Origin of the sequence: Streptomyces novaecaesareae, assembly GCF_000716875.1 — a bacterium.
GTDB lineage: Bacteria > Actinomycetota > Actinomycetes > Streptomycetales > Streptomycetaceae > Kitasatospora > Kitasatospora novaecaesareae.
Map to the genome: position 1 here is coordinate 1 of NZ_JNWQ01000024.1, position 24,747 is coordinate 24,747.

17 protein-coding genes are annotated in these 24,747 nt (G+C 74.0%); 6 read left to right on the forward strand and 11 right to left on the reverse strand.

What is annotated here, in order from left to right:
• The first annotated feature begins 100 nt into the window (after window positions 1-100).
• Window positions 101-1,651 carry an MFS transporter gene (locus OP86_RS11650; protein ID WP_063832350.1) on the forward strand — a complete coding sequence of 517 codons (1,551 nt, stop codon included), beginning with the start codon at window positions 101-103 and terminating at the stop codon, window positions 1,649-1,651.
• A gap of 126 nt (window positions 1,652-1,777) precedes the next feature.
• Here OP86_RS11650 and OP86_RS11655 read toward each other — a convergent pair whose 3' ends face one another.
• The 3 genes from OP86_RS11655 to OP86_RS11665 all read right to left on the reverse strand — a co-directional run bounded on the left by OP86_RS11655 (window position 1,778) and on the right by OP86_RS11665 (window position 6,782).
• Window positions 1,778-4,258: a SpoIIE family protein phosphatase gene (locus OP86_RS11655; protein ID WP_063832351.1), complete on the reverse strand. Its 2,481-nt coding sequence runs from the start codon at window positions 4,256-4,258 to the stop codon at window positions 1,778-1,780.
• A gap of 148 nt (window positions 4,259-4,406) precedes the next feature.
• Entirely contained in the window at window positions 4,407-5,027 is a 621-nt protein-coding gene (locus OP86_RS11660) for a TetR/AcrR family transcriptional regulator (RefSeq protein WP_030257092.1), read from the reverse strand.
• Window positions 5,028-5,183: 156 nt separating this feature from the next.
• Entirely contained in the window at window positions 5,184-6,782 is a 1,599-nt protein-coding gene (locus OP86_RS11665; protein WP_199815176.1) for a 4-coumarate--CoA ligase family protein, read from the reverse strand.
• Between the two features lie 223 nt (window positions 6,783-7,005).
• Between OP86_RS11665 and OP86_RS11670 the strand changes: the two genes are divergently transcribed.
• Both OP86_RS11670 and OP86_RS11675 read left to right on the forward strand, forming a co-directional pair.
• Window positions 7,006-7,701, forward strand: coding sequence for a hypothetical protein (locus OP86_RS11670; RefSeq protein ID WP_234434913.1), 696 nt, complete (start codon window positions 7,006-7,008; stop codon window positions 7,699-7,701).
• Window positions 7,688-8,383 carry a class F sortase gene (locus tag OP86_RS11675; protein ID WP_051829978.1) on the forward strand — a complete coding sequence of 232 codons (696 nt, stop codon included), beginning with the start codon at window positions 7,688-7,690 and terminating at the stop codon, window positions 8,381-8,383. The genes OP86_RS11670 and OP86_RS11675 overlap by 14 nt, the downstream gene beginning before the upstream one ends.
• An 89-nt stretch (window positions 8,384-8,472) precedes the next feature.
• On the opposite strand, the gene OP86_RS11680 is transcribed toward OP86_RS11675, so the two are convergent.
• Genes OP86_RS11680 through OP86_RS11695 form a run of 4 tightly spaced genes read right to left on the reverse strand, consistent with a single transcriptional unit; the run spans window position 8,473 to window position 14,959 of the window.
• The gene (locus OP86_RS11680) at window positions 8,473-9,645 is read right to left on the reverse strand and encodes an acyl-CoA dehydrogenase family protein (protein WP_030257087.1); all 1,173 of its coding nucleotides are present in this window, start codon (window positions 9,643-9,645) and stop codon (window positions 8,473-8,475) included.
• Between the two features lie 13 nt (window positions 9,646-9,658).
• The gene (locus OP86_RS11685; protein WP_030257084.1) at window positions 9,659-11,614 is read right to left on the reverse strand and encodes an acetyl/propionyl/methylcrotonyl-CoA carboxylase subunit alpha; all 1,956 of its coding nucleotides are present in this window, start codon (window positions 11,612-11,614) and stop codon (window positions 9,659-9,661) included.
• A gap of 25 nt (window positions 11,615-11,639) precedes the next feature.
• Window positions 11,640-13,238 (reverse strand): acyl-CoA carboxylase subunit beta, encoded by a 1,599-nt coding sequence (locus OP86_RS11690; RefSeq protein ID WP_030257082.1) that lies wholly within the window; start codon window positions 13,236-13,238, stop codon window positions 11,640-11,642.
• Window positions 13,235-14,959, reverse strand: coding sequence for an acyclic terpene utilization AtuA family protein (locus OP86_RS11695; RefSeq protein ID WP_030257080.1), 1,725 nt, complete (start codon window positions 14,957-14,959; stop codon window positions 13,235-13,237). Before OP86_RS11695 ends, OP86_RS11690 begins: the two co-directional genes overlap by 4 nt.
• 217 nt (window positions 14,960-15,176) lie before the next feature.
• Here OP86_RS11695 and OP86_RS11700 point away from each other — a divergent pair, with 217 nt between their 5' ends.
• From OP86_RS11700 to OP86_RS11710, 3 genes are all read left to right on the forward strand, one after another.
• On the forward strand, window positions 15,177-16,550 hold the full coding sequence (locus tag OP86_RS11700) for an FAD-dependent oxidoreductase (protein WP_030257074.1): 1,374 nt from the start codon (window positions 15,177-15,179) through the stop codon (window positions 16,548-16,550).
• A 120-nt stretch (window positions 16,551-16,670) separates the two neighbouring features.
• A complete protein-coding gene (locus OP86_RS11705) occupies window positions 16,671-17,084 on the forward strand; it encodes a VOC family protein (RefSeq protein ID WP_030056688.1) in 414 nt (137 codons plus the stop codon).
• Window positions 17,085-17,252: 168 nt separating this feature from the next.
• Entirely contained in the window at window positions 17,253-19,652 is a 2,400-nt protein-coding gene (locus OP86_RS11710; protein WP_030257070.1) for an ATP-binding cassette domain-containing protein, read from the forward strand.
• Between the two features lie 31 nt (window positions 19,653-19,683).
• Here the strand turns inward: OP86_RS11710 and OP86_RS11715 are convergent, their stop codons facing one another.
• The 4 genes from OP86_RS11715 to OP86_RS11730 form a co-directional block, all read right to left on the reverse strand.
• Window positions 19,684-20,193: a GNAT family N-acetyltransferase gene (locus OP86_RS11715; protein ID WP_030056685.1), complete on the reverse strand. Its 510-nt coding sequence runs from the start codon at window positions 20,191-20,193 to the stop codon at window positions 19,684-19,686.
• Between the two features lie 135 nt (window positions 20,194-20,328).
• A complete protein-coding gene (locus tag OP86_RS11720; RefSeq protein WP_078588641.1) occupies window positions 20,329-22,197 on the reverse strand; it encodes an endonuclease/exonuclease/phosphatase family protein in 1,869 nt (622 codons plus the stop codon).
• A gap of 224 nt (window positions 22,198-22,421) precedes the next feature.
• Entirely contained in the window at window positions 22,422-23,345 is a 924-nt protein-coding gene (locus OP86_RS11725) for a Gfo/Idh/MocA family protein (protein WP_030257068.1), read from the reverse strand.
• 243 nt (window positions 23,346-23,588) lie between these two features.
• Window positions 23,589-24,500: a LysR family transcriptional regulator gene (locus OP86_RS11730; protein ID WP_033331660.1), complete on the reverse strand. Its 912-nt coding sequence runs from the start codon at window positions 24,498-24,500 to the stop codon at window positions 23,589-23,591.
• Window positions 24,501-24,747 lie beyond the last annotated feature (247 nt).

Here is a 24,747-nt window from a genome sequence, read left to right on the forward strand (position 1 = left end):
GGTCGCTGGTCGGCAGCGTCAGATGTGTATAAGAGACAGCCGCCACCCACAGCCCTTCGGCCCCCAGCACCTCGGCCCACAGCCAGGACACCGATAAACCATGAGCACCCTGACCGCCCGCCAGCGCTGGACCGGCCTCGCCGTCCTCGTCCTGGCCGTGACCGTGGTCGCCCTCGACGCGACCGTCCTCTCCCTCGCCATCCCGTCGATCAGCGAGACGCTGCGCCCCAGCGGCACCCAGCTGCTCTGGATCGGCGACTCCTACTCCTTCGTGCTCGCCGGCCTGCTGGTCAGCATGGGCGCACTGAGCGACCGGATCGGCCGCAAGCGGCTGCTGCTGGTCGGCTCGGCCGCCTTCGGCGCCGCCTCGCTGCTGGCCGCCTACGCGCCGGGCCCGGGCTGGCTGATCCTGGCCCGCGCGCTGCTCGGCGTGGCCGGGGCGACGATCATGCCGTCCACCCTGTCGCTGATCCGCGGCCTCTTCCCGGACGACCGGGAGCGGGCCACCGCGATCGGCATCTGGGGCGCGGCCGCCACCGCCGGGGCCGCGCTCGGGCCGGTGGTCGGCGGGGCACTGCTGGAGCGCTTCTGGTGGGGTTCGGTGTTCCTGATGAACATCCCGGTGCTGCTCCTGCTGCTGGGCTTCGGCGCCTGGCTGCTGCCCGAGTCCAAGGACCCGAAGCCGGGCCGCTGGGACGTGCTGAGCGTCGTCCTGTCGATGGCCGGGGTGATCGGCGTGGTGTACGCGGTCAAGGAGGCCGCCGCGCACGGCGTCGGCCGCTGGGACGTCCCGGTCTCGTTCGTGCTGGGCGCCGCCGCGCTGACCGTCTTCGTCCGCCGCCAGCTGCGGCTGGAGACCCCGCTGCTCGACGTCCGGCTGTTCCGCGACCGGCGGTTCACCGCGGCGGTCTCGGCCTCGCTGGTCTCCCTGGTCGGCCTCTCCGGCGTGATCTTCGTGGTCTCGCAGTACCTGCAGCTGGTCCGCGGCTACCAGCCGCTGCAGGCGGGCCTGGCCGAGCTGCCGGCCTTCGCGGGCTCGGTGGTCGGCGGTCTGCTGACCGCCCGGGTGGCCCGGCGCTTCGGCGCGCGCACGGCGCTGACGGCCTGTCTGCTGGCGATGGGCCTGGGCATAGGCGTGCTCGGCTGGCTGGAGCAGGACACCACCTACCTGCTGCTGGCCGCCTCCTTCCTGCTGGTCGGGACGGCCGAGGGCGTGGTCTACACGCTCGGCGCCGACCTGGTGCTGAGCGCCGCGCCCGCCGAGAAGGCCGGGGCCGCCTCCGCGGTCTCGGAGACGGCGTACGAGCTGGGCACCGCGCTCGGCATCGCCCTGGTCGGTTCGGTGGTCGGCTCGATCTACGCGAACGGGCTGGCCGTCCCGGCCGGGACGGACCCGGCGCTGGCCGCCCGGGCCGGCGAGTCGCTGGGCTCGGCCGTCGAGGCGGCGCAGGGGCTGGCGCCGGAGCTGGCGCAGCCGCTGCTGGCGAGCGCGAAGGCGGGCTTCGTCAGCGGCATGAACAGCGCCGGGCTGCTGGCCGCCGTCCTGCTGGTCGGCGCGGCGGTGACGGCCTGGCTGCTGCTGCGCGGGCTGTCCGGGCCGGCTGCGGCCGCCGAGGAGCCCGCGGCGGTGTCGGAGAAGGTCCACGTGTGACCCGCTCCCCCCGGCCCTCCTCGTAAGGCCTCCCAGCCGGAACGGCCGTTCTCCTGGCGAGAACGGCCGTTCCGGCGTATCGGGCCGCCGCCGTTCCGCCTACTCCGCCTACTCCGCCTACATTGCCTACTTCGCCGCGAAGGGCAGCTCCAGCTCGGCCCAGACCACCTTGCCGTCCCGGGTGAGCCGGCTGCCCCAGCGCTGGGCCAGCTCGCTGACCAGGAACATCCCGCGCCCGCCCTCGTCCTGCTCGGCGAACGGGCGCAGCTGCGGGGTCTGGCCGCCGGCGTCGGAGACCTCGACGGTGAGCACCCGGTCGCGGAACAGCCGCAGCCGGCGCGGGGCGTCGGCGTGCAGCAGCGCGTTCGTGACCAGCTCGCTGACCAGCAGCTCGGCGTAGTCGGTGAGCGCGGACAGGCCCCAGGCCTCCAGGGTGGCGCGGGTGAACCGGCGGGCCCTGCCGGGCAGCTTCCCGCCGCCGCTGAGCGGGAGGGTGGCGATCCGGTCGGCGGGCAGCGGCAGCACCCGCGCCATGATCATCGCGATGTCGTCCTCGGTGCCGTCGGTGACCAGCGCCCCGAGGACGGCGTCGCAGCTCTCCTCCAGGGTCCGGCCGGGCCCGGCGAGGGTGCGGGCGAGCAGGTCGATCCCGGCGTCCAGGTCCTGGCCGCGCCGCTCGACCAGGCCGTCGGTGTAGAGCGCGACCATGCCGCCCTCGGGGATGGTGAACTCGATCGACTCGAAGGCGACCCCGCCGACGCCCAGCGGCACGCCGGGCGGCACCTCGACCCGCTCGGCATTGCCGTCGGGGGCGACCCGCACCGGCGGCAGGTGTCCAGCCGAGGCGACCTGGACGGTGCGCTCCAGCGGGTCGTAGACCGCGCAGATGCAGGTCGCGAACTGGCCCTCGCCGATACCCGAGGCGGTCTCGTCCAGCCGGGTGAGGACCTGCTCGGGCGGCATGTCGAGGGTGGCGAGGGTGCGGGCGACGGTGCGCAGCTGGCCCATCGTGGCGGCGGCGCGGATGCCGTGGCCCATCACGTCCCCGACCACCAGGGCGACCCGCCCGCAGGACAGCGGAACGACGTCGAACCAGTCGCCGCCGACCTCGCTGACCACGCTGCTGGGCAGGTAGCGGTGGGCGATCTCCAGGCCGAGGGTGCGGTGCACCTCCTGCGGCAGCAGGCTGCGCTGGAGGGTCAGCGCGGTCTCCCGCTCGCGCCGGTAGAGCCGGGCGTTGTCCAGCGCCAGCGCGGTGCGGGCGACCAGTTCCTCGGCGAGGGCGACGTCGGCGGCGCTGAACGGCTCGGGGTTGCGCATCCTGATGAACTCGGATCCGCCGAGCACCATGCCCCGGGCGGTGATCGGCACCATCAGGTAGGAGTGGATGCCCGCCGCGATCCCGGGGGCCACCCGGTCCTCGCTGGAGACCAGCCCGCGCAGCACCTCCTCGTCCACGTGGGCCCGCAGCAGCGGCTTCCCGCTGCGCAGGCACTGGGTGTAGCTGCGGTCGGGGGCGTACTCGGAGGTCTCGCCGACGACGTCGACGGCGTGCACGAGGCCGCTCTCGTAGGACTCCCCGACGGCGACGGCGCGCAGGGTGACGGTCCGGTCGGTGGGGATCTCGGTGGGCTCGGCGCCGCGCAGCACCGGCTCCAGCAGGTCGACGGTGGCGAAGTCCGCGAACCGGGGGACGACGGCCTCGATCAGTTCCTCGGCGGTGCGCTGGAGGTCGAGGGTGGTACCGATCCGCGCCGTCGCCTCGGCGATGGTGGCGAGGCGTTCCTGGGCCCGGGCGGCGCGGGCCTCGGCCTGGAAGCGTTCGGTGACGTCGATGATCGAGGAACAGACGCCGAACACGCGGCCGGTGGAGTCCTCCAGCCGGAAGTAGGAGGCGGACCACGCGCGGTCCCGCCTCGGATCGCCGGGGACGCGGCCGTGCGAGCGGGCGTCCACCACCGGCTTCCCGGTCTTCAGCACCTGTCTCATGGTCTGTTCGATCTCGGCGCCGTTGATGCCGGGCAGCACGGCGGATATCCGGCGGCCGAGGTGGGCGGCGGCCGGCACGCCGTTCATCCGGGCGAGCGCCTCGTTGATCCGGACGTAGCGCAGGTCGGTGTCGTAGACCGCCATGCCTATCGGCGAGCGGCCGAAGATGCCGTCCAGCACCGCCAGGTCGGCCTCGACGGCATGCAGGGCGCGGGTGTCGGAGGCGGTGGCGAGCAGCAGCAGGGTGTCGGCCGGGCCGGCGATCGGGTAGGTGCGGAACTCCAGGTCGACCTTGTGGCCGTCGCGGTGGCGGACCGGGAAGACGCCGGACCAGCCGGTGCCGCCCATGATCCGTTCGAGGAGGTCGAGCACCTCGGTGCGGTCGCCGCCGTCGGTGAACAGCTGGGCGGCGAAGCTGCCGACGGCCTCCTCGGCGGTGTAGCCGAGCAGGGCCTCGGCGTCCTCGCTCCAGTGCAGGATCAGTCCGTCGTGCTGAAGCAGGGCTGTCGCGAGCGGGACGAGCCGGTGGCCTTCGGGGCGTCCGCCCTCGGGACGGGCCGAAGGGCCGCCCCGTGCCGGGCCGGCGGCGGCGGTCGCGTCCCACTCGTGTCCGTGCATGATCAGGCAGCACCCCGGTTCGGCTCGTGCCCGGCCGGGTGGGCCTCGCGGTCCGTGTCGGCCGGGGTTCTTCTCCAGACTGCACGGACATCGGCCGCCCGGCGACCCCTTGGTCAGGGGTTGTCCGGCCGCTCCTTGTGTACGGGCGTCATGGGCGTACCGGCCGCAGCGTACTCTCCAGAACGCCCGCCCACTGCCGGATCACTCCGGATCGTCGGAGGCTGTCGTCGGTGAGCAGGTTGGCCAGGCCGAGTCCGCGGGCGAGGTCCAGGGTGGCCTGCACGGATTCCCGCACGCCCGGGTGGCTCTCGTCGGCGTCCAGGAACTCCACGGCGGCCCGGTGGGCCTCCCGGCCGACGTGGCCCTCCAGGGCGACGATCCGCTCGCGCAGCGCCTCCTCGGTGGCGGCGGCGGTCCACAGGTGCAGGGCGGCGCGGAACAGCGGGCCGGTGTAGAGGCGCACGATCATGTCGACCACGGCCCGGGTGCGGTCGGGGCCGGCGGCCGGCAGCTCGTCCGCGTGGGCGCGGACGGCTGCCAGCCGCTCGGCGGTGACGTGCTCGACGGCCGCGGTGAACAGGTCCTCGCGGGTCGGGAAGTGGTGCTGGGCGGCGCCCCGGGAGACGCCGGCGCGCTCGGCGACCACGGTGACGGTGGAGCCGTTCCAGCCGAGTTCGGCCAGGCAGTCCACGGCCGCCGCGAGCAGCCGGGCCCTGGTCGCGCGGCTGCGGTCCTGCCGGGGGGTGCGGGCGGCGGGGTGGCTGGTCATGGCTGCTGGCGGCTCCTGTTCCGGTGCGGGCGAGGCGGGTCGGTCCCCTGCGGCGGCGCGATCCCGTGTGGTGGATCGGTCCCCTTCGGCGGGTCGGTCCCTGCGGCGGGTCGATCCTCACAGACGGGTACCGGTCCCCGCCCGTCGGGGGCGTGCTCAGTCGACGGGGGCGCGCCGGGCCTCGCGGGCGCGCAGTTCGCGGCGGAGGATCTTTCCGGCCGCGGACTTGGGGACGGTGTCGACGAACTCCACCGCGCGGACCTTCTTGTAGGGGGCGACCAGCCCGGCGACGTACCCGGTGACCTCCTCCGCGGTCAGCCCGCTGCCCGGGGCGCGGACCACGAAGGCCTTGGGACACTCGCCGCCCTCGGCGTCCGGGACGCCGATCACGGCGGCGTCGGCGATCTGCGGGTGGCCGAGCAGGACGGCCTCCAGCTCGGCGGGGGCGACCTGGTAGCCCTTGTACTTGATCAGCTCCTTGACCCGGTCGACGATGTGCAGGTAGCCGCGCTCGTCCACGTAGCCGACGTCGCCGGTGTGCAGCCAGCCCTCGGCGTCGATCACGGCCGCGGTCTCGGAGGGGCGGCCGAGGTAGCCCTTCATCACCTGGGGGCCGCGGATCAGCAGCTCGCCGCGCTCGCCGGGCCCGAGGTCGTCGGCGGAGCCGTCCAGGGCGGCGATCCGCAGCTCGGTGGAGGGGACCATCCGGCCGACCGAGCCGCGCGAGGGGTCACTCTCCCGCGGGGAGACCACGTGGGTGACCGGGGAGAGCTCGGTCATGCCGTAGCCCTGGAGCAGGTGCGGCAGGCCGAGGCGCCGGGCGCAGGCGTCGGCGAGCGCGTGGTCGAGCGGGGCGGCGGCGCACAGCAGGTACTTGACGGAGGAGAGGTCGAAGCGGTCCACGACCGGGTGCTTGGCCAGGGCGAGCGCGATCGGCGGGGCCACGAACAGGGCCTGCACCCGGTGCTCCTCGACGGCGCGGCAGAACTGCTCCAGGTCGAAGCGGGGCAGCACGACCACGGTGGCGCCGCAGCGCAGCGGCTGGTTGAGCAGCGCGGCCAGGCCGTAGATGTGGAAGAACGGCAGGACGGCGAGCACCCGCTCGCCCTCGGTGGGGCGGTAGAGGGCGTCGCACTGGGCGAGGTTGGTGGCGATCGAGCGGTGGGTGAGCATCACGCCCTTGGGCAGGCCGGTGGTGCCGCTGGAGTAGGGCAGCACGGCGACGTCCTCGCCGGGGTCGATGGCGACCTCGGGGGCGGGGCCGGGGGTGGCGAGCAGGTCGGCGAGCGAGCGGTGGCCCTCGGCGCCGTCCAGGACGAGGATCTCGGTCAGCAGGTGGCCCTGCTCGGCGAGCAGGTCGGCGGCGGTCCGGGCGGCGGGCAGGAACGGGGAGACGGTGATCAGCCGGCGGGCGCCGCTGTCGCGCAGCTGGCCGGCCAGTTCGGTGGGCGTGGCCAGCGAGGAGACGGTCGTCACGGTGGCGCCGGCCCGGGTCGCGCCGTAGTAGGCCATCGGGTAGGTGATCGAGTTGGGGCTGAAGAGGGCGATGACCTCGCCCCGGCGCACGCCTGACTCGGCCAGCCCGGCGGCGACCCGCTCGACGGCGGCGGCGAGCTGCACGTAGCTGACCTGCTCGCCGGTGAGGCCGTCGATCAGGGCCGGCCGGTCGCCGTAGCGGGCCGCGGCGCCGAGCACCGCCTCGTGGACCGGCAGGTCGACCACGGGGACGTCCGGGAATTCGCTTCGGAACACCAAGGTAAGCCTCCAGTAAGGAAGTTGACGCGGCAACAAAACCGGCGGTGGATCGATTCGAGGCGCGTTCAGGAGCATACGGACAGTCAGGGGCGAGGCTGGGCCATTGTGGGGAACCGGAGGCGGCGCACGCGTGGCACAGTTGCTCAGGGGGGCGCCCGACCGGACGGTGAAGCACCACGGCCGCCCGCCCCCGGGGCGGCCCGCCGACCCTGGAGCACCCACCGTGAAACCCGTCTCCCCTCCCCTGCCACCGGCCCGGCGGCTGCTCGCCGCCACCGGCGCCGCCCTCGCGCTCACCCTCGGCGCGGCCCCGGCCGCGCTGGCCGCGCCGGGCGACAACGGCGACGTCAAGATCCACGAGAGCACCACACCGGTCACCGATCAGAGCGACCAGCCCAAGGTCTGCGTCTTCTACCTGGACGCCTTCAACTTCGACACCATCCAGCAGGTCAGCTGGACGATCTCGCAGCAGCCGCCGACGGGCACCGCCCAGGTGATGGCCGGATTGATCACGCTGGTGAACGGCACCGGGAACACCACCAACCTCACCCTGCCGGACGGGCACTACAAGCTCGAATGGACGTTCGCGGGTGAGAACGGCGCCGCGAAGCAGAAGGTGTTCGACGTCGCCTGCGCCACCTCGTCGCCCTCGCCCTCGCCGTCCTCCTCGCCCTCCCCGTCGCCGAGCGGATCGCCCAGCACCTCGCCCTCGCACTCGCACTCCCACAGCGCCTCGCCGAGCGGTGGCCCGCACGGCGGCCCGCACGGTGGCCCGCACGGCGGGGTGGGCACCGGCGGCGGCGGCACCTCCGGCACCGATGCCGCCCAGGTCGTGGGCGGCCTGGCGCTGGTCGTCGGCGCGGGCGGGATCGCCATCCGCGCGATGCGGCGCCGTCCCGGACGCAATGCCGAATCCTGACCGTCCGCACCGCGCGCCGTACGGCGGCCCCCTCCCCTGGCGGGCGGGGGTCGCCGCGCTGGCGCTCGCGCTGTGCGGCGTCTGGCTGGTCCACGACGGCACCGTCGACCGGCACGGGCCGCCGCTGCCGCCCGCGCCCTCGGCAGCCGCCGCACCGTCCCCGGTGTCGGCACCGGCCGCCACGCCCACGCCGCCCCCGGTGCCCGCCGCCCCGCCGCTGCCGGCCTCGGCGCCGACCAGGATCCGGATCCCCGCGATCAAGGTCGACGCCCCGGTGACCGGGCTCGGCCTGACCGCCGCTCGGCAGCTGGCCACCCCGCCGATGGAGCAGCGCAACCTCACCGGCTGGTACCGGGACGGCGCCGCGCCCGGGGCCGCCGGGAACGCCATCGTCACCGGGCACGCCGACAACCGCAGCGGACCGGCGGTCTTCTACCGGCTCGGGCTGCTGCGCCCGGGCGACACCGTCGAGGTGGCCCGCAAGGACCGCCACACCGCGGTGTTCACCGTGGACTCCGTCCGGGTCTTCCCGAAGGCGGACTTCCCGGACGCCCTGGTGTACGGCGCGGGCACCCCCGGCCGGGCCGAGCTGCGACTGATCACCTGCGGCGGGAAGTTCGACCGGAAGACCGGGTACGAGTCCAACACCGTGGTGTTCGCCCACCTGTCCGCGAGCCGCTGAACGCCGCCACGGCCCGGTACGGGCCCGTGCGGTGCGGCCCCCGTGCAGTGCGGCGCGTTACGGTGCGGCCCGGTACGGTGCGGCCCGGCTCAGTACGACTTCGGCAGGCCGAGGGTGTGCTGGGCGACGTAGTTGAGCACCATCTCGCGGCTGACCGGGGCGACCCGGCCGACCCGGGTGGCCGCCAGCAGCGCGCCCAGCCCGTACTCCTGGGTGAGGCCGTTGCCGCCGAGGGTCTGCACCGCCTGGTCGACCGTCCGGGCGGCGGCCTCCCCGGCGGCGTACTTGGCCATGTTGGCGGCCTCCCCGGCGGCGACGTCCTCGCCCGCGTCGTAGAGCAGCCCGGCCTTCTGGGTCATCAGCCGGGCCAGCTCGATCTCCACGGCGCACTGGGCCAGCGGGTGGGCCAGCCCCTGGTGGGCGCCGATCGGGGTGGACCAGACGGTGCGGGTCTTCGCGTACTCGACGGCCTTGCCGAGGGCCTGCCGGGCGAGGCCGAGCGAGAAGGCGGCGGTGAGGATCCGCTCGGGGTTGAGGCCCGCGAACAACTGGAGCAGGCCCGCGTTCTCGTCGCCGACCAGGGCGTCGGCGGGCAGCCGGACATCGTCCAGGAAGACCTGGAACTGCTTCTCGGGGGCGACGAGTTCCATCGGGATCGGCCGGTACTCGAAGCCGGGGGTGTCGCGCGGGACGACGAACAGGCAGGGCTTGAGCTTCCCGGTCCGTGCGTCCTCGGTGCGGGCCACGAACAGGACGGCGTCGGAGTGGTCGATGCCGGAGACGAACACCTTGCGGCCGGTCAGCAGCCAGTCCTCGCCGTCGCGGCGGGCGACGGTGGATATCCGGTGGGAGTTGGAGCCGGCGTCGGGCTCGGTGATGCCGAAGGCCATCGTGCGGCTGCCGTCGGCGAGCCCGGGCAGCCAGCGCTGCTTCTGCTCCTCGGTGCCGTAGCGGGCGATCACGGTGCCGCAGATCGCCGGGGAGACGATCAGCAGCAGCAACGGGCAGCCGGCGGTGCCGAGTTCTTCGAGCACGATGGCGAGGTCGGTGATGCCGCCGCCCCCGCCGCCGTACTCGACGGGCAGGTTGACGCCGAGGTAGCCGGCCTTGCCGGCCTCCGCCCACAGTTCGTCGGCGGGCTCGCCGGCCCGCGCCTTGGCGAGGTAGTAGGCGGAGCCGTAGCGGCGGCCGAGGTCGCCGACGGCCTGGCGCAGGGCGCGGCGCTCGGGGGTTTCGAGGAGCTGACTGCCGATGGCGGACATGCGGGGTCCTTCCTCAGGGCTCTCGGGGGAACTCTCGGGGGGATCGGACGACGGCCAACAGGGCACCGAGCTCGACCTGCCGGCCGGGGGTGGCGCGGAGTTCGACCAGGACGCCGTCGGCGGGGGCGGTGACGCGGTGCTCCATCTTCATCGCCTCCAGCACGAGCAGCGGCTGGCCGGCGGTGACGGTGTCGCCGACGGCGGCGGTGGTGCGCACCACGGTGCCGGGCATCGGGGCGAGCAGTGCGCCGGGGGCGGTGCGGACGGTGGGGTCGGGGAAGCGTGGGAGGGCGGTGAGCGCGGTGCTGCCGAACGGGGTGTCGACGTACACCTCGTCCCCGTGGCGGGCGACGCGGTAGGGGCGCCGGACTCCGCCCTCGCGCAGGGCGACCAGGTCGGGGGTGGCGCTCACGAGTTCGACGTCCGGGTGGTCCTCGGCTCGCAGTCCGGTGCGCGTGAGACGATAGCGGACCTCGAACTCGGTGCCGTCGGCGGCCCGGTAGCGCTTGAGCTGCGGCTGCGAGGGCAGGTTCCGCCAACCGGACGGGAGTGCGGTGCGCCGGGCGGCGGCGTCGGCGAGGGCGGCGGCCAGGGCGGCGCGGTCGACGGCGCCCTTGGTGTCGGGCGCCAGGAGCACGGCCGCGTGCTCGGCCAGGAAGCCGGTGTGCAGGCGCTCGGCCAGGAAGGCCGGGTGCCGCAGCGCGCGGACCAGCAACTCCCGGTTGGTGGCGGGCCCGTGGATGCGGGCGCGGGCCAGCGCGTCGGCCAGCCGGCGGGCGGCGGCGGCGCGGGTCGGGGCCCAGGCGGTCACCTTGGCGAGCATCGCGTCGTAGTGCGGGGTGATCTCGCTGCCGGGCCCGGTGCCGGAGTCCAGGCGGATGCCCCTCCCGGTGAACTCCTCGTGGAGGACGGTGAGTTCGAGCCGGTGCAGGGTGCCGGTGGCGGGCTGCCAGTCCTTGGCCGGGTCCTCCGCGTACAGCCGGGCCTCGATCGCGTGGCCGTGGCTCGCGGGGGGCTGCGGCGGCAGCATCTCCCCCTCGGCGACGGCGAGTTGGAGTGCCACCAGGTCAAGTCCGGTGACCGCCTCGGTGACCGGGTGCTCGACCTGCAGACGGGTGTTCATCTCCAGGAACCAGAATCCGCCGTCCTCGGCGAGCAGGAACTCGGCGGTGCCCGCGCCCACGTAGCCGATCGCCCGGGCCGCGCTCACCGCCGCGGCGTGCAGCGCGGCCCGCACCTGCGCCGGGACGCCGGGGGCGGGCGCCTCCTCGATCACCTTCTGGTGGCGCCGCTGCAGCGAGCAGTCGCGGTCGCCGACCGCCCAGACCGTACCGTGCGCGTCGGCCAGCAACTGGACCTCGACGTGCCGCCCGGTGGGCAGGTAGCGCTCGCAGAACACCTCGTCCGAGCCGAAGGCCTTGGCCGCCTCGGCGCGGGCGGCGGCCAGTTCGCCGGGCAGCTCCGCGAGGCTGCGGACGACCCGCATGCCCCGGCCGCCGCCGCCCGCCGCGGCCTTCACCAGCACCGGCAGGTCGGCCTCGGTCGGCTCGGCGAGCGCGCCGAGGACGGGCACCCCGGCCTCGGCCATCAGGCGCTTGGCGGCGGTCTTGGAGCCCATCGCGGCGATCGCGGCCGGCGGCGGCCCGACCCAGACCAGGCCCGCGTCCAGCACGGCCTGCGCGAACTCGGCGCTCTCGGACAGGAATCCGTACCCGGGGTGGACGGCATCGGCCCCGGCCGCGAGCGCGGCGCGGACGATCAGGTCGACGCGCAGGTAGGTGTCGGCGGGCGCGGCGCCGGGCAGCCGCACGGCCGCGTCGGCCTCGCGCACGTGCGGGGCGCCGGCGTCCGGGTCGGAGTGGACGGCGGTGGTCGCGATGCCGAGCTCCCGGCAGGTCCGGAAGACCCGGCGGGCGATCTCGCCCCGGTTGGCGACCAGCAGGTTGCCGATCGATGTCTTGGAAGTCATTCCTCGCTCCGTCACAGGGGCCGGCTCACATCCGGAAGACGCCGTAGCCACGCGCGCCCTCGACCGGCGCGTTGTGGATCGCGGACAGGCACAGGCCGAGCACCGTACGGGTGTCGCGCGGGTCGATCACGCCGTCGTCGTAGAGCCGGCCGGACAGGAACACCGGCAATGACTCGGCCTCGATCTGCTGCTCGACCATGGCCCGGATCGCCGCGTCCGCGTCCTCGTCGTACGGCCGGCCCTTCGCGGCGGCCGACTGCCGGGCGACGATCGAGAGCACTCCGGCGAGCTGCTGCGGGCCCATCACCGCGGACTTGGCGCTCGGCCAGGAGAACAGGAAGCGCGGCTCGTACGCCCGGCCGCACATGCCGTAGTGGCCGGCGCCGTAGGAGGCGCCCATCAGCACGGACAGGTGCGGGACCTTCGAGTTGGCGACGGCGTTGATCATCATCGCGCCGTGCTTGATGATGCCGCCCTGCTCGTAGTCCTTGCCGACCATGTAGCCGGTGGTGTTGTGCAGGAACAGCAGCGGGGTGTTCCGCTGGTTCGCCAACTGGATGAACTGGGCGGCCTTCTGGGACTCCTGGCTGAACAGCACGCCCTGGGCGTTGGCCAGGATGCCGACCGGGTAGCCGTGCAGCCGGGCCCAGCCGGTGGCCAGGCTGGTGCCGTACAGCGGCTTGAACTCGTCGAGGTCGGATCCGTCGACGATCCGGGCGATCACCTCGCGCGGGTCGAAGGGCACCTTGAGGTCGCCGGGGACGATGCCCAGCAGCTCCTCCTCGTCGTACTTCGGCGGCTCGGCGAACCGGTCCGGTGACGGCCCCGGCTTGCGGTGGTCCAGCCGGGCGACGATCCGGCGGGCGATCCGCAGCGCGTCCGCCTCGTCCACCGCGAAGTGGTCGGCCAGGCCGGAGGTACGGGCGTGCATCTCGGCGCCGCCGAGCGACTCGTCGTCGGACTCCTCGCCGGTGGCCATCTTCACCAGCGGCGGGCCGCCGAGGAACACCTTGGCGCGCTCCTTGACCAGCACGGTGTGGTCCGACATGCCGGGCACGTACGCGCCGCCGGCCGTCGAGTTGCCGAACACCACGGCCACGGTGGGGATGCCGGCGGCGGACAGCCGGGTGAGGTCGCGGAACAGGGCGCCGCCGGGGATGAAGATCTCCTTCTGGCTGGGCAGATCGGCGCCGCCCGACTCCACCAGGTTCACCAGCGGGAGGCGGTTGTGCAGCGCGATCTCGTTGGCGCGCAGGGCCTTGCGCAGCGTCCAGGGGTTGCTGGCGCCGCCCCGCACGGTCGGGTCGTTGGCGGTGATCACGCACTCGACGCCCTCGATCACGCCGATCCCGGTGACCAGCGCGGCGCCCACCGGGTAGTCGCTGCCCCAGGCGGCCAGCGGGGACAGCTCCAGGAACGGCGAGTCCGGATCGACCAGCAGCTCGATCCGCTCGCGGGCCGGCAGCTTGCCGCGCTTGCGGTGGCGTTCCAGGTACGTGGGGCCGCCGCCGGCCAGCGCCTTGGCGTGCTCGGTGTCCAGGTCGGCGAGCTTGGCGAGCATCGCGGCACGGTGCTCGGCGTACTCGGGCCCGGCCGGGTCGACGCGGGTGGGCAGGACGGTCACAGCGGTGTCTCCGGGCTGTCGAGGAGCGCGGTCGGGAGGTCGAGGTGGCGCGAGCGCAGCCACTCGCCGAGGGCCTTGGCCTGCGGATCGAAGCGGTGCCGGGCGGCGACGCCCTCGCCGAGCAGGCCGGCGATCGTGAAGTTGACCGCGCGCAGGTTCGGCAGGAGGTGCCGGGTGACGGTCAACTCGGCGGTTTCGGGGAGCAGTTCGCGCAGCCGCTGCACCGTGAGGGCGTGTGCGAGCCAGCGCCAGCCGTCGTCGGTGCGGGCCCAGACGCCGAGGTCGGCGTCGCCGCCCTTGTCACCGCTGCGGGCGCCGACCACCAGGCCGAGCGGGGCGCGGCGGGTGGGGCCGGGCGGCAGCGGGTCGGGCAGCTGTGGTTCGGTGGCGAAGGATTGGCCGGTGACTGGCGCCGGTGGGACGGCGATCCGGCGGCCGTCCGGCAGGACGGCGGTGTGCTCGACGGCCTTGGCGTCGACGGACACGGCGGTGAACACCCCGTACGGCGCGCCCGGCCCGGGCGGGGCGGTGAGGTGGAAGCCGGGATAGCCGGCGAGCCCCAACTCCACTGCGGCCTTGCCGAGTTCACGGCCGACCTTGGCCGGATCCCGGTCCCGGGCGGTCAGCCGCAGGAGGGCGGAGGCGGCCTCCTCGTCCGGGGCGTCCGGGTGGTCGGTCCGGGCGAGCGTCCAGCGCAGTTCGGCGGGGCGGGCCGCGGCCGGCAGGGCCTCGGCGAACTGCCGCCGTACCAGCGCGGCCTTGGCCTCGATGTCCAGGCCGGTGAGGACGAAGACCACCTCGTTGTGGTGGCCGCCGAGCCGGTTGAGGCCGACCTTCAGCGTGGGCGGCGGGGCCTCCCCCCGGACGCCGTCGATCCGGACCCGGTCGGGGCCGTCCGCGGCGAGCCGGACGGTGTCCAGCCGGGCGGTGACGTCCGGGCCGAGGTAGTGCGATCCGCCGGTCTCGTACAGGAGTTGGGCGGTGACGGTGCCGATGGTGACGGCGCCGCCGGTGCCCGGGTGCTTGGTGATCACGCTGGAGCCGTCGGCGTGCAGCTCGGCGATCGGGAAGCCGGGGCGGGTCACGTCGTGCTCGCGGAAGAAGGCGTAGTTGCCGCCGGTCGCCTGGGCACCGCACTCCAGGACGTGACCGGCGACCACCGCCCCGGCGAGGGCGTCGAGGGCGTCGGGCGTCCAGCCGAAGCGGGCGATCCCGGGCCCGGCGACCAGCGCCGCATCCGTCACCCGGCCGGTGACCACCACGTCCGCGCCCTCGGCCAGGCAGGCCGCGATGCCGAAGCCGCCGAGGTAGGCGTTGGCGGCCAACAGGCCCTCGGGCAAGCCGAGTTCCTCTCGGCGCGGCAGCAGGTCGTCACCCTCGACGTGCGCGACGGCCGCCTCCACGCCCAGGCTCCGGGCCAGTTCGCGCAGCTCGTCGGCGAGCCGGGCCGGGTTGAGGCCGCCCGCGTTCACCACGATCCGCACGCCGCGCTCGCGGGCCAGGCCGAGGCACTCCTCCATCTGCCGCAGGAAGGTCCGGGCGTAGCCGAGCGACGGGTCCTTCAGCCGGTCACGCGCCAGGATCAGCATCGTCAACTCGGCCAGGTAGTCCCCGGTGAGCACGTCCAGCGGCCCGCCGGTGAGCATCTCCCGCACCGCCGCGAAGCGGTCCCCGTAGAACCCCGAGGCGTTGCCGATCCGCAGTACCGCGCTTTCGCGCACCAATGCGCCTCCCCTGCCGGTGAGTTGGCGACGGCCCCGCACGGGCGCCGTCGGGCAGCAGCGTGGCACCGCCCGGAGAAAAAAGCAATCATGCCTGCTTGTTTTTCGGTCAGCCCCCGCCGCGACCGATTCGCGGCGGCCGGGCCCCGGTTCACGGCCGGAGATCACCGAGCAGTAAGATCATCTCGCAACACGACGCGAAGCGAAGGGGAGCTCAGTGGCGCGGGTTGCGGTGATCGGTGCGGGTATCAGCGGGTTGGCGACGGCCGTCATGCTCGGCAGACGGGGCCATGCGGTCACGTTGTTCGAGCAGGAGACGCGGCAGGCCGGGGAGGACCTGAACCGGGACTTCTTCCACTGGAACAGGCCCCGAGTCCCGCAGGCCGTCCAGCCCCACTCGTTCCTCGCGCCCGTGCGCGCCGTGCTGCGCGCCGAGGCCCCCGACGTCTACGCGGACCTGCTGGCGCTCGGCGCCCGGGAGTACCACGACTTCGACTGGTTCGGCGAGCATCCGCCGCACCGGGCCGGCGACGAGGACCTGGTGACCCTGCGCACCCGCCGCATCGTGCTGGAGGCCGCCCTGACCACCGCCGTACGGCGGGAACCCACCGTCGAGGTACGGCGCGGCTGTCGGGTGCGCGCGCTCACCTTCGGGGAGGGCCGCCCCGCCCGGGTCACCGGCGTGCGGGTCGGCGAGCAGACGCACCGGGCGGACCTCGTCGTCGACGCGTCCGGCCGTCGCTCGCCCGTCCCCGGCTGGCTGGTCGAGGCCGGCTGCCGCCCGCCCGTGGTCGAGAGCCACCGCGCCGGGATCGCCTACCTGTGCCGCTGGTACCGCCTGCGCGCCGACGGCCCGCGTGACCCCGGACGGGTGCAGAACGGCTCGGCCGGACCGTTCGCGCTGGCCGGCGTCTTCCCGTCCGACAACGACACCTTCGCCGTCAACCTGGTGCTCTCCACCGCGGACCCGACCCGCGGCGCGCTCACCGACCCCACCGTGTTCGAGGCCGCCGCCCGCCGCTTCCCCGCCACCGCGGCCTGGCTCTCCCTGGCCCCCGAACCGCGGTCGCCCGTCCTGGCGATGGCCGGCCTGGACAACCGCTGGACCTCCCTCGCCGACGACGAAGGGCCCGTCGTCACCGGCCTGGTCAACGCCGGGGACAGCCTCGTCCACACCAACCCCACCCTGGGCCACGGCGTGGCCCTCGGCCTGCTCGCCGCCCAGCACCTCGCCGCCCACGTCGACCGGATCGCCGCGGACCCGGCCGGCTACCACGCCTGGACGGCCCGGGCCCTCCGCCCGCTGTTCGACGCGCAGGTGGCGGCCGACCGCGCCAACGAGCAACGCCTCACCGAGAGTTCGCCGCTCCCGGACCGGCGGGCCGCCGCCCTGGCCGCCTGCGCCTTCGACGACCCGGTCGTCATGCGGGCCCGGGCCCAGGTCCGCCACCTCGTGCGGCCCGCCGACGCCGCCTACGGCACCGAGGAGGTGGACCAGCACGTCACCGCCTGGCTGGCCGCCCGCCCGGACTTCGAGCCCCGGCACGACGGCCCGACCCGGGCGCAGTGGAACGCACTCGTCCGAGCCTGAGCGCCCGCACCGCCGCGCCGGGCGCCTGTCGTCCTACGGTCGGAAGAGCCGGAAGAGCCGGAAGAGACCGATCAGGATTCGAGAAGCGCCCGGCCCTGCCCCGCGCCTAGCGTTGCAGTCATGAGCGACATCACCATTCACTGGACCTTCCTCCCGCACACCGACCCCGAGGCCTCCCTCGCCTTCTACCGCGATCTGCTCGGCTTCGAGGTCCGCAACGACGTCGGCGGCGGCCCGATGCGCTGGATCACCGTCGGCCCCGCCGACCAGCCCGACGTCTCCCTCGTGCTGGAGCCGCCGGCCGCCGACCCGGGGATCACCGAGGACGAGCGCAGGACGATCACCGACATGATGGCCAAGGGCACCTACGCCCGGCTCGTCCTCGGCACCCCCGACCTGGACGGCCTCTTCGACCGGCTGAAGTCCGGCGGCGCCGAGCTGGTGCAGGAGCCGACCACCCAGCCCTGGGGCCTGCGCGACTGCGCCTTCCGCGACCCCGCGGGCAACCTGATCCGCTTCAACGAGGTGCGCTGAGCCGCCCCGGCAGCCCCTTCGCCAGCCGTAGCAGCCGTAGCCCGACGGGCCCGCCCCCGCGGCACCGGCCGGACCGGAACCCGTTCGATTCTGCTTGGATCGAGGGGAGTCACCGCCGACCGTGACCGCGGGGACGGGCCCGCCCGATCGACAGGGAGAGACCAGACCATGCCCAAGAGGACGGACGCGCACCCGCCCGTGCCGCACGCCGCCGACAGCCACGACCTGATCCGCGTGCACGGCGCGCGCGAGAACAACCTCAAGGACGTCAGCGTCGACATCCCCAAGCGCCGGCTGACGGTGTTCACCGGCGTGTCCGGCTCGGGCAAGAGCTCGCTGGTCTTCGACACCATCGCCGCCGAGTCCCAGCGGCTGATCAACGAGACCTACAGCGCCTTCGTCCAGGGCTTCATGCCCACCCTGGCCCGCCCCGAGGTGGACGTCCTCGAAGGCCTGACCACCGCGATCATCGTCGACCAGCAGCGGATGGGCGCCGACCCGCGCTCCACCGTCGGCACCGCGACCGACGCCAACGCGATGCTGCGCATCCTCTTCAGCCGTCTCGGCACCCCGCACATCGGCTCCCCCAAGGCCTTCTCCTTCAACGTCCCCTCGATCAGCGGCGCCGGCGCCGTCACCGTCGAACGCGGCGGCAAGACCGTCAAGGAGCGGCGCAGCTTCAGCATCACCGGCGGCATGTGCCCGCGCTGCGAGGGCCGCGGCAGCGTCTCCGACATCGACCTCACCCAGCTCTACGACGACAGCAAGTCGATCTCCGAGGGCGCGATCACCATCCCCGGCTGGAAGACCGACAGCTGGTGGACGGTCGGCATCTACGCCAACTCCGGCTTCCTCGACCCGGACAAGCCGATCCGCAAGTACACCGGGAAGGAGCTGCAGGACTTCCTGTACCGGGAGCCGACCAAGGTCAAGGTCAACGGCGTCAACCTCACCTACGAGGGCCTGGTCCCCAAGATCCAGAAGTCGATGCTCGCCAAGGACAAGGACGCGCTGCAGCCGCACATCCGGGCCTTCGTGGAGCGGGCCGTCACCTTCACCGCCTGCCCCGACTGCGCGGGCACCCGGCTCAGCGAGGCCGCCCGCTCCTCCAAGATCGCGGGCATCAGCATCGCCGACGCCTGCGCGATGCAGATCAGCGACCTCGCCGCCTGGGTCCGCGAGCTCGACGAGCCCTCGGTGACACCGCTGCTCACCACCCTGCGGCAGACCCTCGACTCCTTCGTGGAGATCGGCCTCGGCTACCTCTCGCTGGACCGCCCCTCCGGCACGCTCTCCGGCGGCGAGGCGCAGCGGGTCAAGATGATCCGCCACCTCGGCTCCTCCCTCACCGACACCACGTACGTCTTCGACGAGCCCACCACCGGCCTGCACCCGCACGACATCGACCGGATGAACAAGCTGCTGCTGCGCCTGCGGGACAAGGGCAACACCGTGCTGGTGGTCGAGCACAAGCCGCAGACCATCGCGATCGCCGACCACGTGGTCGACCTCGGCCCCGGCGCCGGTACGGCGGGCGGCACGGTCTGCTACGAGGGCAGGGTCGAGGGGCTGCGCGGCAGCGGCACCGTCACCGGGCGCCACCTGGCCGACCGGGCGCCGCTGCGGGAGGAGGTGCGCAAGCCCACCGGGGCGCTGGAGATCCGGGGCGCGAACACCCACAACCTGCGGGACGTGGACGTGGACGTCCCGCTCGGGGTGCTCACGGTGGTGACCGGGGTGGCCGGCTCCGGCAAGAGCTCGCTGATCCACGGTTCGCTGGGTCGACGGTCGGGGGCGCTCGGCGAGGGCGTGGTCTCCGTCGACCAGGGCGCGATCAAGGGCTCGCGGCGCAGCAACCCGGCCACCTACACCGGGCTGCTCGACCCGATCCGCAAGGCCTTCGCCAAGGCCAACGACGTCAAGCCGGCCCTGTTCAGCGCCAACTCGGAGGGCGCCTGCCCGACCTGCAACGGCGCCGGCGTGGTCTACACCGACCTGGCGATGATGGCCGGGGTGGCCACCACCTGCGAGGACTGCGAGGGCAAGCGGTACCAGCCCGCGGTGCTGGAGTACCGGCTGGGCGGCCGGGACATCGCCGAGGTGCTGGCGATGTCGGTGCGCGAGGCGGAGGAGTTCTTCGGCTCGGGCGAGGCCAGGCTGCCGGCCGCGCACCGGATCCTGGAGCGGCTGGCGGACGTCGGGCTCGGCTACGTCAGCCTCGGCCAGCCGCTCACCACGCTCTCCGGCGGCGAGCGGCAGCGGCTCAAGCTGGCCACCCACATGGCGGACAAGGGCGGCGTCTACGTGCTGGACGAGCCGACCACCGGCCTGCACCTGGCCGACGTCGAGCAGCTGCTCGGGCTGCTGGACCGGCTCGTCGAGTCCGGCAAGTCGGTCGTCGTGATCGAGCACCACCCGGCGGTGATGGCGCACGCCGACTGGATCATCGACCTCGGCCCGGGCGCCGGCCACGACGGCGGGCGGGTGGTCTTCGAGGGCACCCCGGCCGAGCTGGTCGCCGCCCGCTCCACGCCGACCGGCGAGGCCCTGGCGGAGTACGTCGGCTGAGCTTCCCGCGGAGCGTCCGGGCAGGGGATCGTCAGCCCAGCGGGCGGGCCATCTCCAGGATCCGCGCCGAGGTGTCCAGCACGTACGGCGTCCCGCCCCCGGTGTACGCGAACCCGCGCCGCAGGTAGAAGGCGGCGGCGCGGGGGTTCGCCTCGTGCACGCCGAGGAGCATCCGCTCGGCGCCCCGGCCGCGGGCCCAGGCGAGCACCGCGTCCAGCATGGCGTCCGCGACGCCGCGTTCGCGGCCCCGGTGCGCGGGGGCGACCCAGACGCCGATCAGGTCGACGGCGTCGGCGTGCTCCTTGTTCGGGACGGACAGCATCGTGCCGACCCACTCCCCCTCGGCGTCCACCGCGACCAGGCCGATCTTGTCGGGCTCGTTGACCCAGTTCGTCCGGGCCCGCCAGTTGCCCTCGCCCTGGTGGCTGGCGTACTCGTGGGTCTCGCCGAACGCCAGTGGCGTGTCGAGGAGTTGGGCCAGCCGCACCTTCCGCAGCTGCTGCCAGTCCTCGCGGCCGATCCGCTCGATCCGGTACTCCATCGTCTCCCCCGTCACACGAGCCGTCACACGAGCCGTCACACGAGCCGTCACACGGCACTGCCTCCGCCGCCGGTGATCACCGGTGGCGGAGGCAGGATAACCGCAGCTCAGGTCAGGGTTCGGTGCGGACCGGCGTCACGGCTTGATGCGGACCACCTGCGGGTCGTGGTCGCTCGCCTGCTGGGCGAACTCGGAGTTGATGTGCACCACGTCGTACTTGGCGTAGCCGACCTCGGGGCTGACCAGGATGTGGTCCAGCACCTGGGAGTTGCCCTGGTAGACGTACGAGTACTGCTCGGTCTCCGGCAGTTCGTTCACCAGGTCGCGCAGCACGCCGTCCTTGGTGAGCGCGGCCAGCGCGGGCGAGAACTGGTAGTCGTTGAAGTCGCCGAGCGAGACGACCTTCGCCTCCTTGTCGGCGGCCAGCAGCTTGGCGACGAAGGCCTGCTCGACGGTGGCCTGCTTGGTCCGCTGCACCTCGGAGCTGCGGGTCGGGGCCTGGAAGCGGCTGTCGATGCCCTGGTCGCCGCCCTTGCTGTTGAAGTGGTTGGCGATGACGAAGACCTTCTTGCCGCGGAAGGCGAACTGGCCGACCAGGGGCTTGCGGCTGTTGGTCCACGCCTCGTCGTTCGGCTCGATCCGGCCGGGCGAGGCCGTCAGGGCGGTGGCGGCGCCGGTGCCGGTCACGCCGACGGCGGTGGTGGCGTCGCCGCCCGCGATGTCGGTGAAGGAGACCCGCTGCGGGTTGAACAGGAGGACCTGGCGGATGTTGCCGCCGGGCTCGCCGCCGTCCTTGCCGTCCTGCGGGGCGATGGAGCGCCAGTCGTAGGCCGGGCCGCCGGCCGCCTTGACGGCGGCGATGAACTTGGCGACGGTCTGGCTCGCGTCGACCGTGCCGTCGTTCTTGGCGCCGTTGTCGTCCTGTATCTCCTCCAGGGCGACGATGTCGGGCGAGCGCAGGTTGGTGACGACGCCCTGGGCCAGCTCGGCGAACTTGCTGTCCGGGTTGTTCGGGGCGAGGTTCTCCACGTTGTAGGTGGCGAGGGTGAGTTCGCGCTCGCCCGGCTGGGCGGTGACCTCGCGCTGGAGGTGGTTGTCCTTCAGCGTGCCCACGGTGCCGGCGACGAGGGTGTAGCCGCCGAACTGGTTGTAGTCCAGCGGGCCGGTGGTGGTGCCGGTCAGCTCGTCGCCGACATTGGCCACCGGGAACGGCTGCTGGGAGGCCGGCGCCTGCTGCTGCACCATCAGGCGGCCCACGTTGGGCTCGCGGTAGGACTCGTAGAGCAGGCCGCCGCGCTTGCTGCGCTGGTCCTGGCGGTCGGCGGCGACCCACAGCTCGTTGTACTTGTCGGTCGCCTGGACCACCCGGACGTCCTTGACCTGGACGAGCATGCCCTCCAGGGACTCGTAGAAGTCCAGGGCGTACTTCTCCGGGTCGAGCTTCCCGGCGTCGATGGTGCCGTCCGCGCCGGCCGGCGGGGTGTAGGTGCCGGGGATGTTGCGGGTGTCCACGACGACCGGGGCGGGCAGCGGGTTGCCGGAGGAGAGGACCGTGACGGCCGGGGCGGAGAGCTCGGTGACGGACTGCGAGCCGCCGGAGTAGCTCGGGTAGTACTCGGTGACCTTGCCGCTGACCAGCACCGAGTCGCCGGTCTTCACGGTCGGGTTGCCGCCGGTGAAGACGAAGACGCCCTCGCTGGTGGCCGGGTCGGCGTCCGGGTTCGGGTCCTGCAGCCAGAAGCCCTTGGAACTGCCGTACGCGCGAACGCCGGTGACGATGCCGGGCACGCCGGTGACGGGCTTGCCGGCCTGCGGGGATATCCGGGTGGTGCCCTGGATGTCGTGGATCCGCAGCGGACCGGCCTCGGTCGGGGCGGGGGTCGCGGCACCGGCGGCGTTCGCCACCGGAAGCGGGACGAGCACCAGCGAGGCGGCCAGCGAGGCCGGGATCAGGGCGGCGCGCAGCAGGGCTCTGCGGGGGCGGGGAGCGGAAGCGGTGGTCACCGGGGCAGGACTCCTAGCTCCGCCGTGCGGCACGGTCGTGGCACGGCGGTCCGGGCGGAGGCGCGCTTCGAGCGCGCGCTACTCGCGTGGAGAAAGAGCGGGGGACGGCACCCGCCCCCCGCGGCGCCCCTCAAGATACGCGCGTAGAAAATGCCCCGACAAGACCTCGTCAGTGAACTGTCGGTTCCGTACCGATGACTTGACGGGCGGTCAGTCCAGCCTGCTCACAGCCCGCTCCCAGCGGACTCCCAGGAAGCCCCGATCCGCTCCACGACCAGCTCGCACAGCTCGTGGGTGCGCAGCGCGTCGTGGGCGTCGAGGGTCCGCCCGGCGCGGACGGCGTCCAGGAAGGCGAGGACGCACTGCTCGATCCCGCGCTGACGGGCGACCGGCACCCAGTCGCCGCGCCGGCGGACGGTGGGCTGTCCCCGGTGGTCGATCACCTCGGCCAGGTTGTGCACCTCGCGCTTGGAGTCCCCGCCGGAGACCTCCAGGACCTCCTCGGCCGAACCCGACACCCGGTTCATGATGCCCAGCGCGGTGAACCCCGCCCCGCCGAGGGTCAGCACCACGTGCTCCACCAGGCCGCCTCGGGTACGGGCCCGGACGTCCACGTGCTCGATCTCGCCGGGCACGAGGAAGCGCAGCGTGTCCACGACGTGGATGAAGTCGTCGTAGACCAGGGTGCGGGCGGCCTCGGGCAGGCCCTCGCGGTTCTTCTGCAGCACGATCAGGTCCCGCGGGCGCTCCTTGGCCTGCACGTAGCCGGGCGCGTGGCGGCGGTTGAAGCCGACCATCAGCGAACGGCCCGTCCGGTCGGCCAGGTCGACCAGGCGGCGGGCGCCGTCCAGGGTCTGGTCCAGCGGCTTGTCCACGTAGACGTCCACACCCGCCGTCAGCAACTGCTCCACGATCGGCACGTGCTGGTCGGTGGCGGCATGCACGAAGGCGGCGCGGATGCCGCTGTCGATCAGCGCGCCGAGGTCGGTGAAGCGGCTCCCGGGCGCGATCCGGTGGGCCTCGCCGATCCGGTCGAGCTTGGCGCCGTCCCTGGTCATCAGCCGCAGGTCGAGCCCGGGCAGCGCGGTGAGCACGGGCAGGTAGGCCTTCTGCGCGATGTCGCCGAGGCCGATCACCCCGACCGGCAGCCTGGCCGGGAGGCCGGCCGCGGAACCATCGGTCGTCGTCATGGAGTCTCCTGCCGCCGGAAGGTCGGTCCGTCACGTCCGGGCCATCCTATGGTCCTGGTCACGGCGGCCGGCGGGCGCCTCCGGGGGCCGGTGACGCCCCCGCCAGGCCGCCGCCCGGGCGTGGTGGGGCGTACGTCGCGGGGCGTCCCGGCCCGGGCGGCCGTGCAGCCGCAAAACCGTTTCCGGGCGCGCCGCGCCTCGCTACGCGCTCGCGGCCGCCGCGTCGGCGAGGGCGTCCAGGACCGGACGGATCAGCGGGTGACCGTCGGCGCCGGCCCGGACGGCGGCGAAGACCCGGCGGGTGGCCAGCTCGCTGTCGACCGGGCGCACCGCCACCCGGGAGAGGTCCACGCCGCGCAGCGCCGAGCGCGGCACCAGGGCGACCCCGGCGCCCGCCGAGGCGAGCGCGACGACCGCCCGGAAGTCGTCCGAGGAGTGCAGCAGGCGCGGCTGGAACCCGGCGTGCTCGCAGGCCAGCAGGACCACGTCGTGGCAGGGGTTGCCCGGGTAGGGCCCGATCCACGGCTCGTCGGCGAGTTCGGCGACCGCGAGCGGACCGTCCTCGGCGGCCAGCCGGTGGCCCAGCGGCAGGACGGCCTCGAAGGGCTCGGCGTACAGCGGCACCCGGGTCAGGCGGGCGTCGTCGGCGCGCGGGGCGCCGCGGTACTCGACGGCCACCGCGAGGTCGGCCCGGCTCTCCAGGACCATCGGCAGGCTGGCGTCGCCCTCGGCGTCCAGCACCTTGAGCCGCACCCCGGGCGCACGCTCGGCGAGCAGCCCGATGGCGGGGGCGAGCACGAGCGCGATGCCGGTGGCGAAGGAGGCGACCGTGACCTCGCCGGAGACGCCCGCCCGGTACGCGGCCAGGTCGGCCTCGGCGCGCTCCAGCTGGGCGAGCACGACGTCGGCGTGGCCGAGCAGGATCTCCCCGGCGGCGGTCAGCCGCACGCCCCGGCCCTCGCGGGCGAGCAGGTGGTGCCCGGTCTCCTGCTCCAGGGCGGCCAGCTGCTGGGAGACCGCGGAGGGGGTCAGGTAGAGGGCGGCCGCCGCGGCGGTCACGGTGCGGTGGTCCGCCACGGCCCGCAGGGTCCGCAGCCGTCGTGCGTCGATCACAGGCCAATTCTGCCAGCGCGCGGGAGCGGACCGGGCGGGACGAAGTTCCGTCGGGCTCCGCTTGGACTGATCGGGCCGGCCCCGGGAACCGCGAACGGGGGCGGGACGTCGGCCGGGCCGGCGTCCCGCCCCCGAAGCGGGAGGGTGGGGCAGGTGGTTGGTGGGCCGTGCGGCGCGGGCGCATCGAAGTGCCCGGGCCGCACGGCGTTCGTGAGCCCGTGGGCCGGTCCGGTTCCGAGCGGTCCGG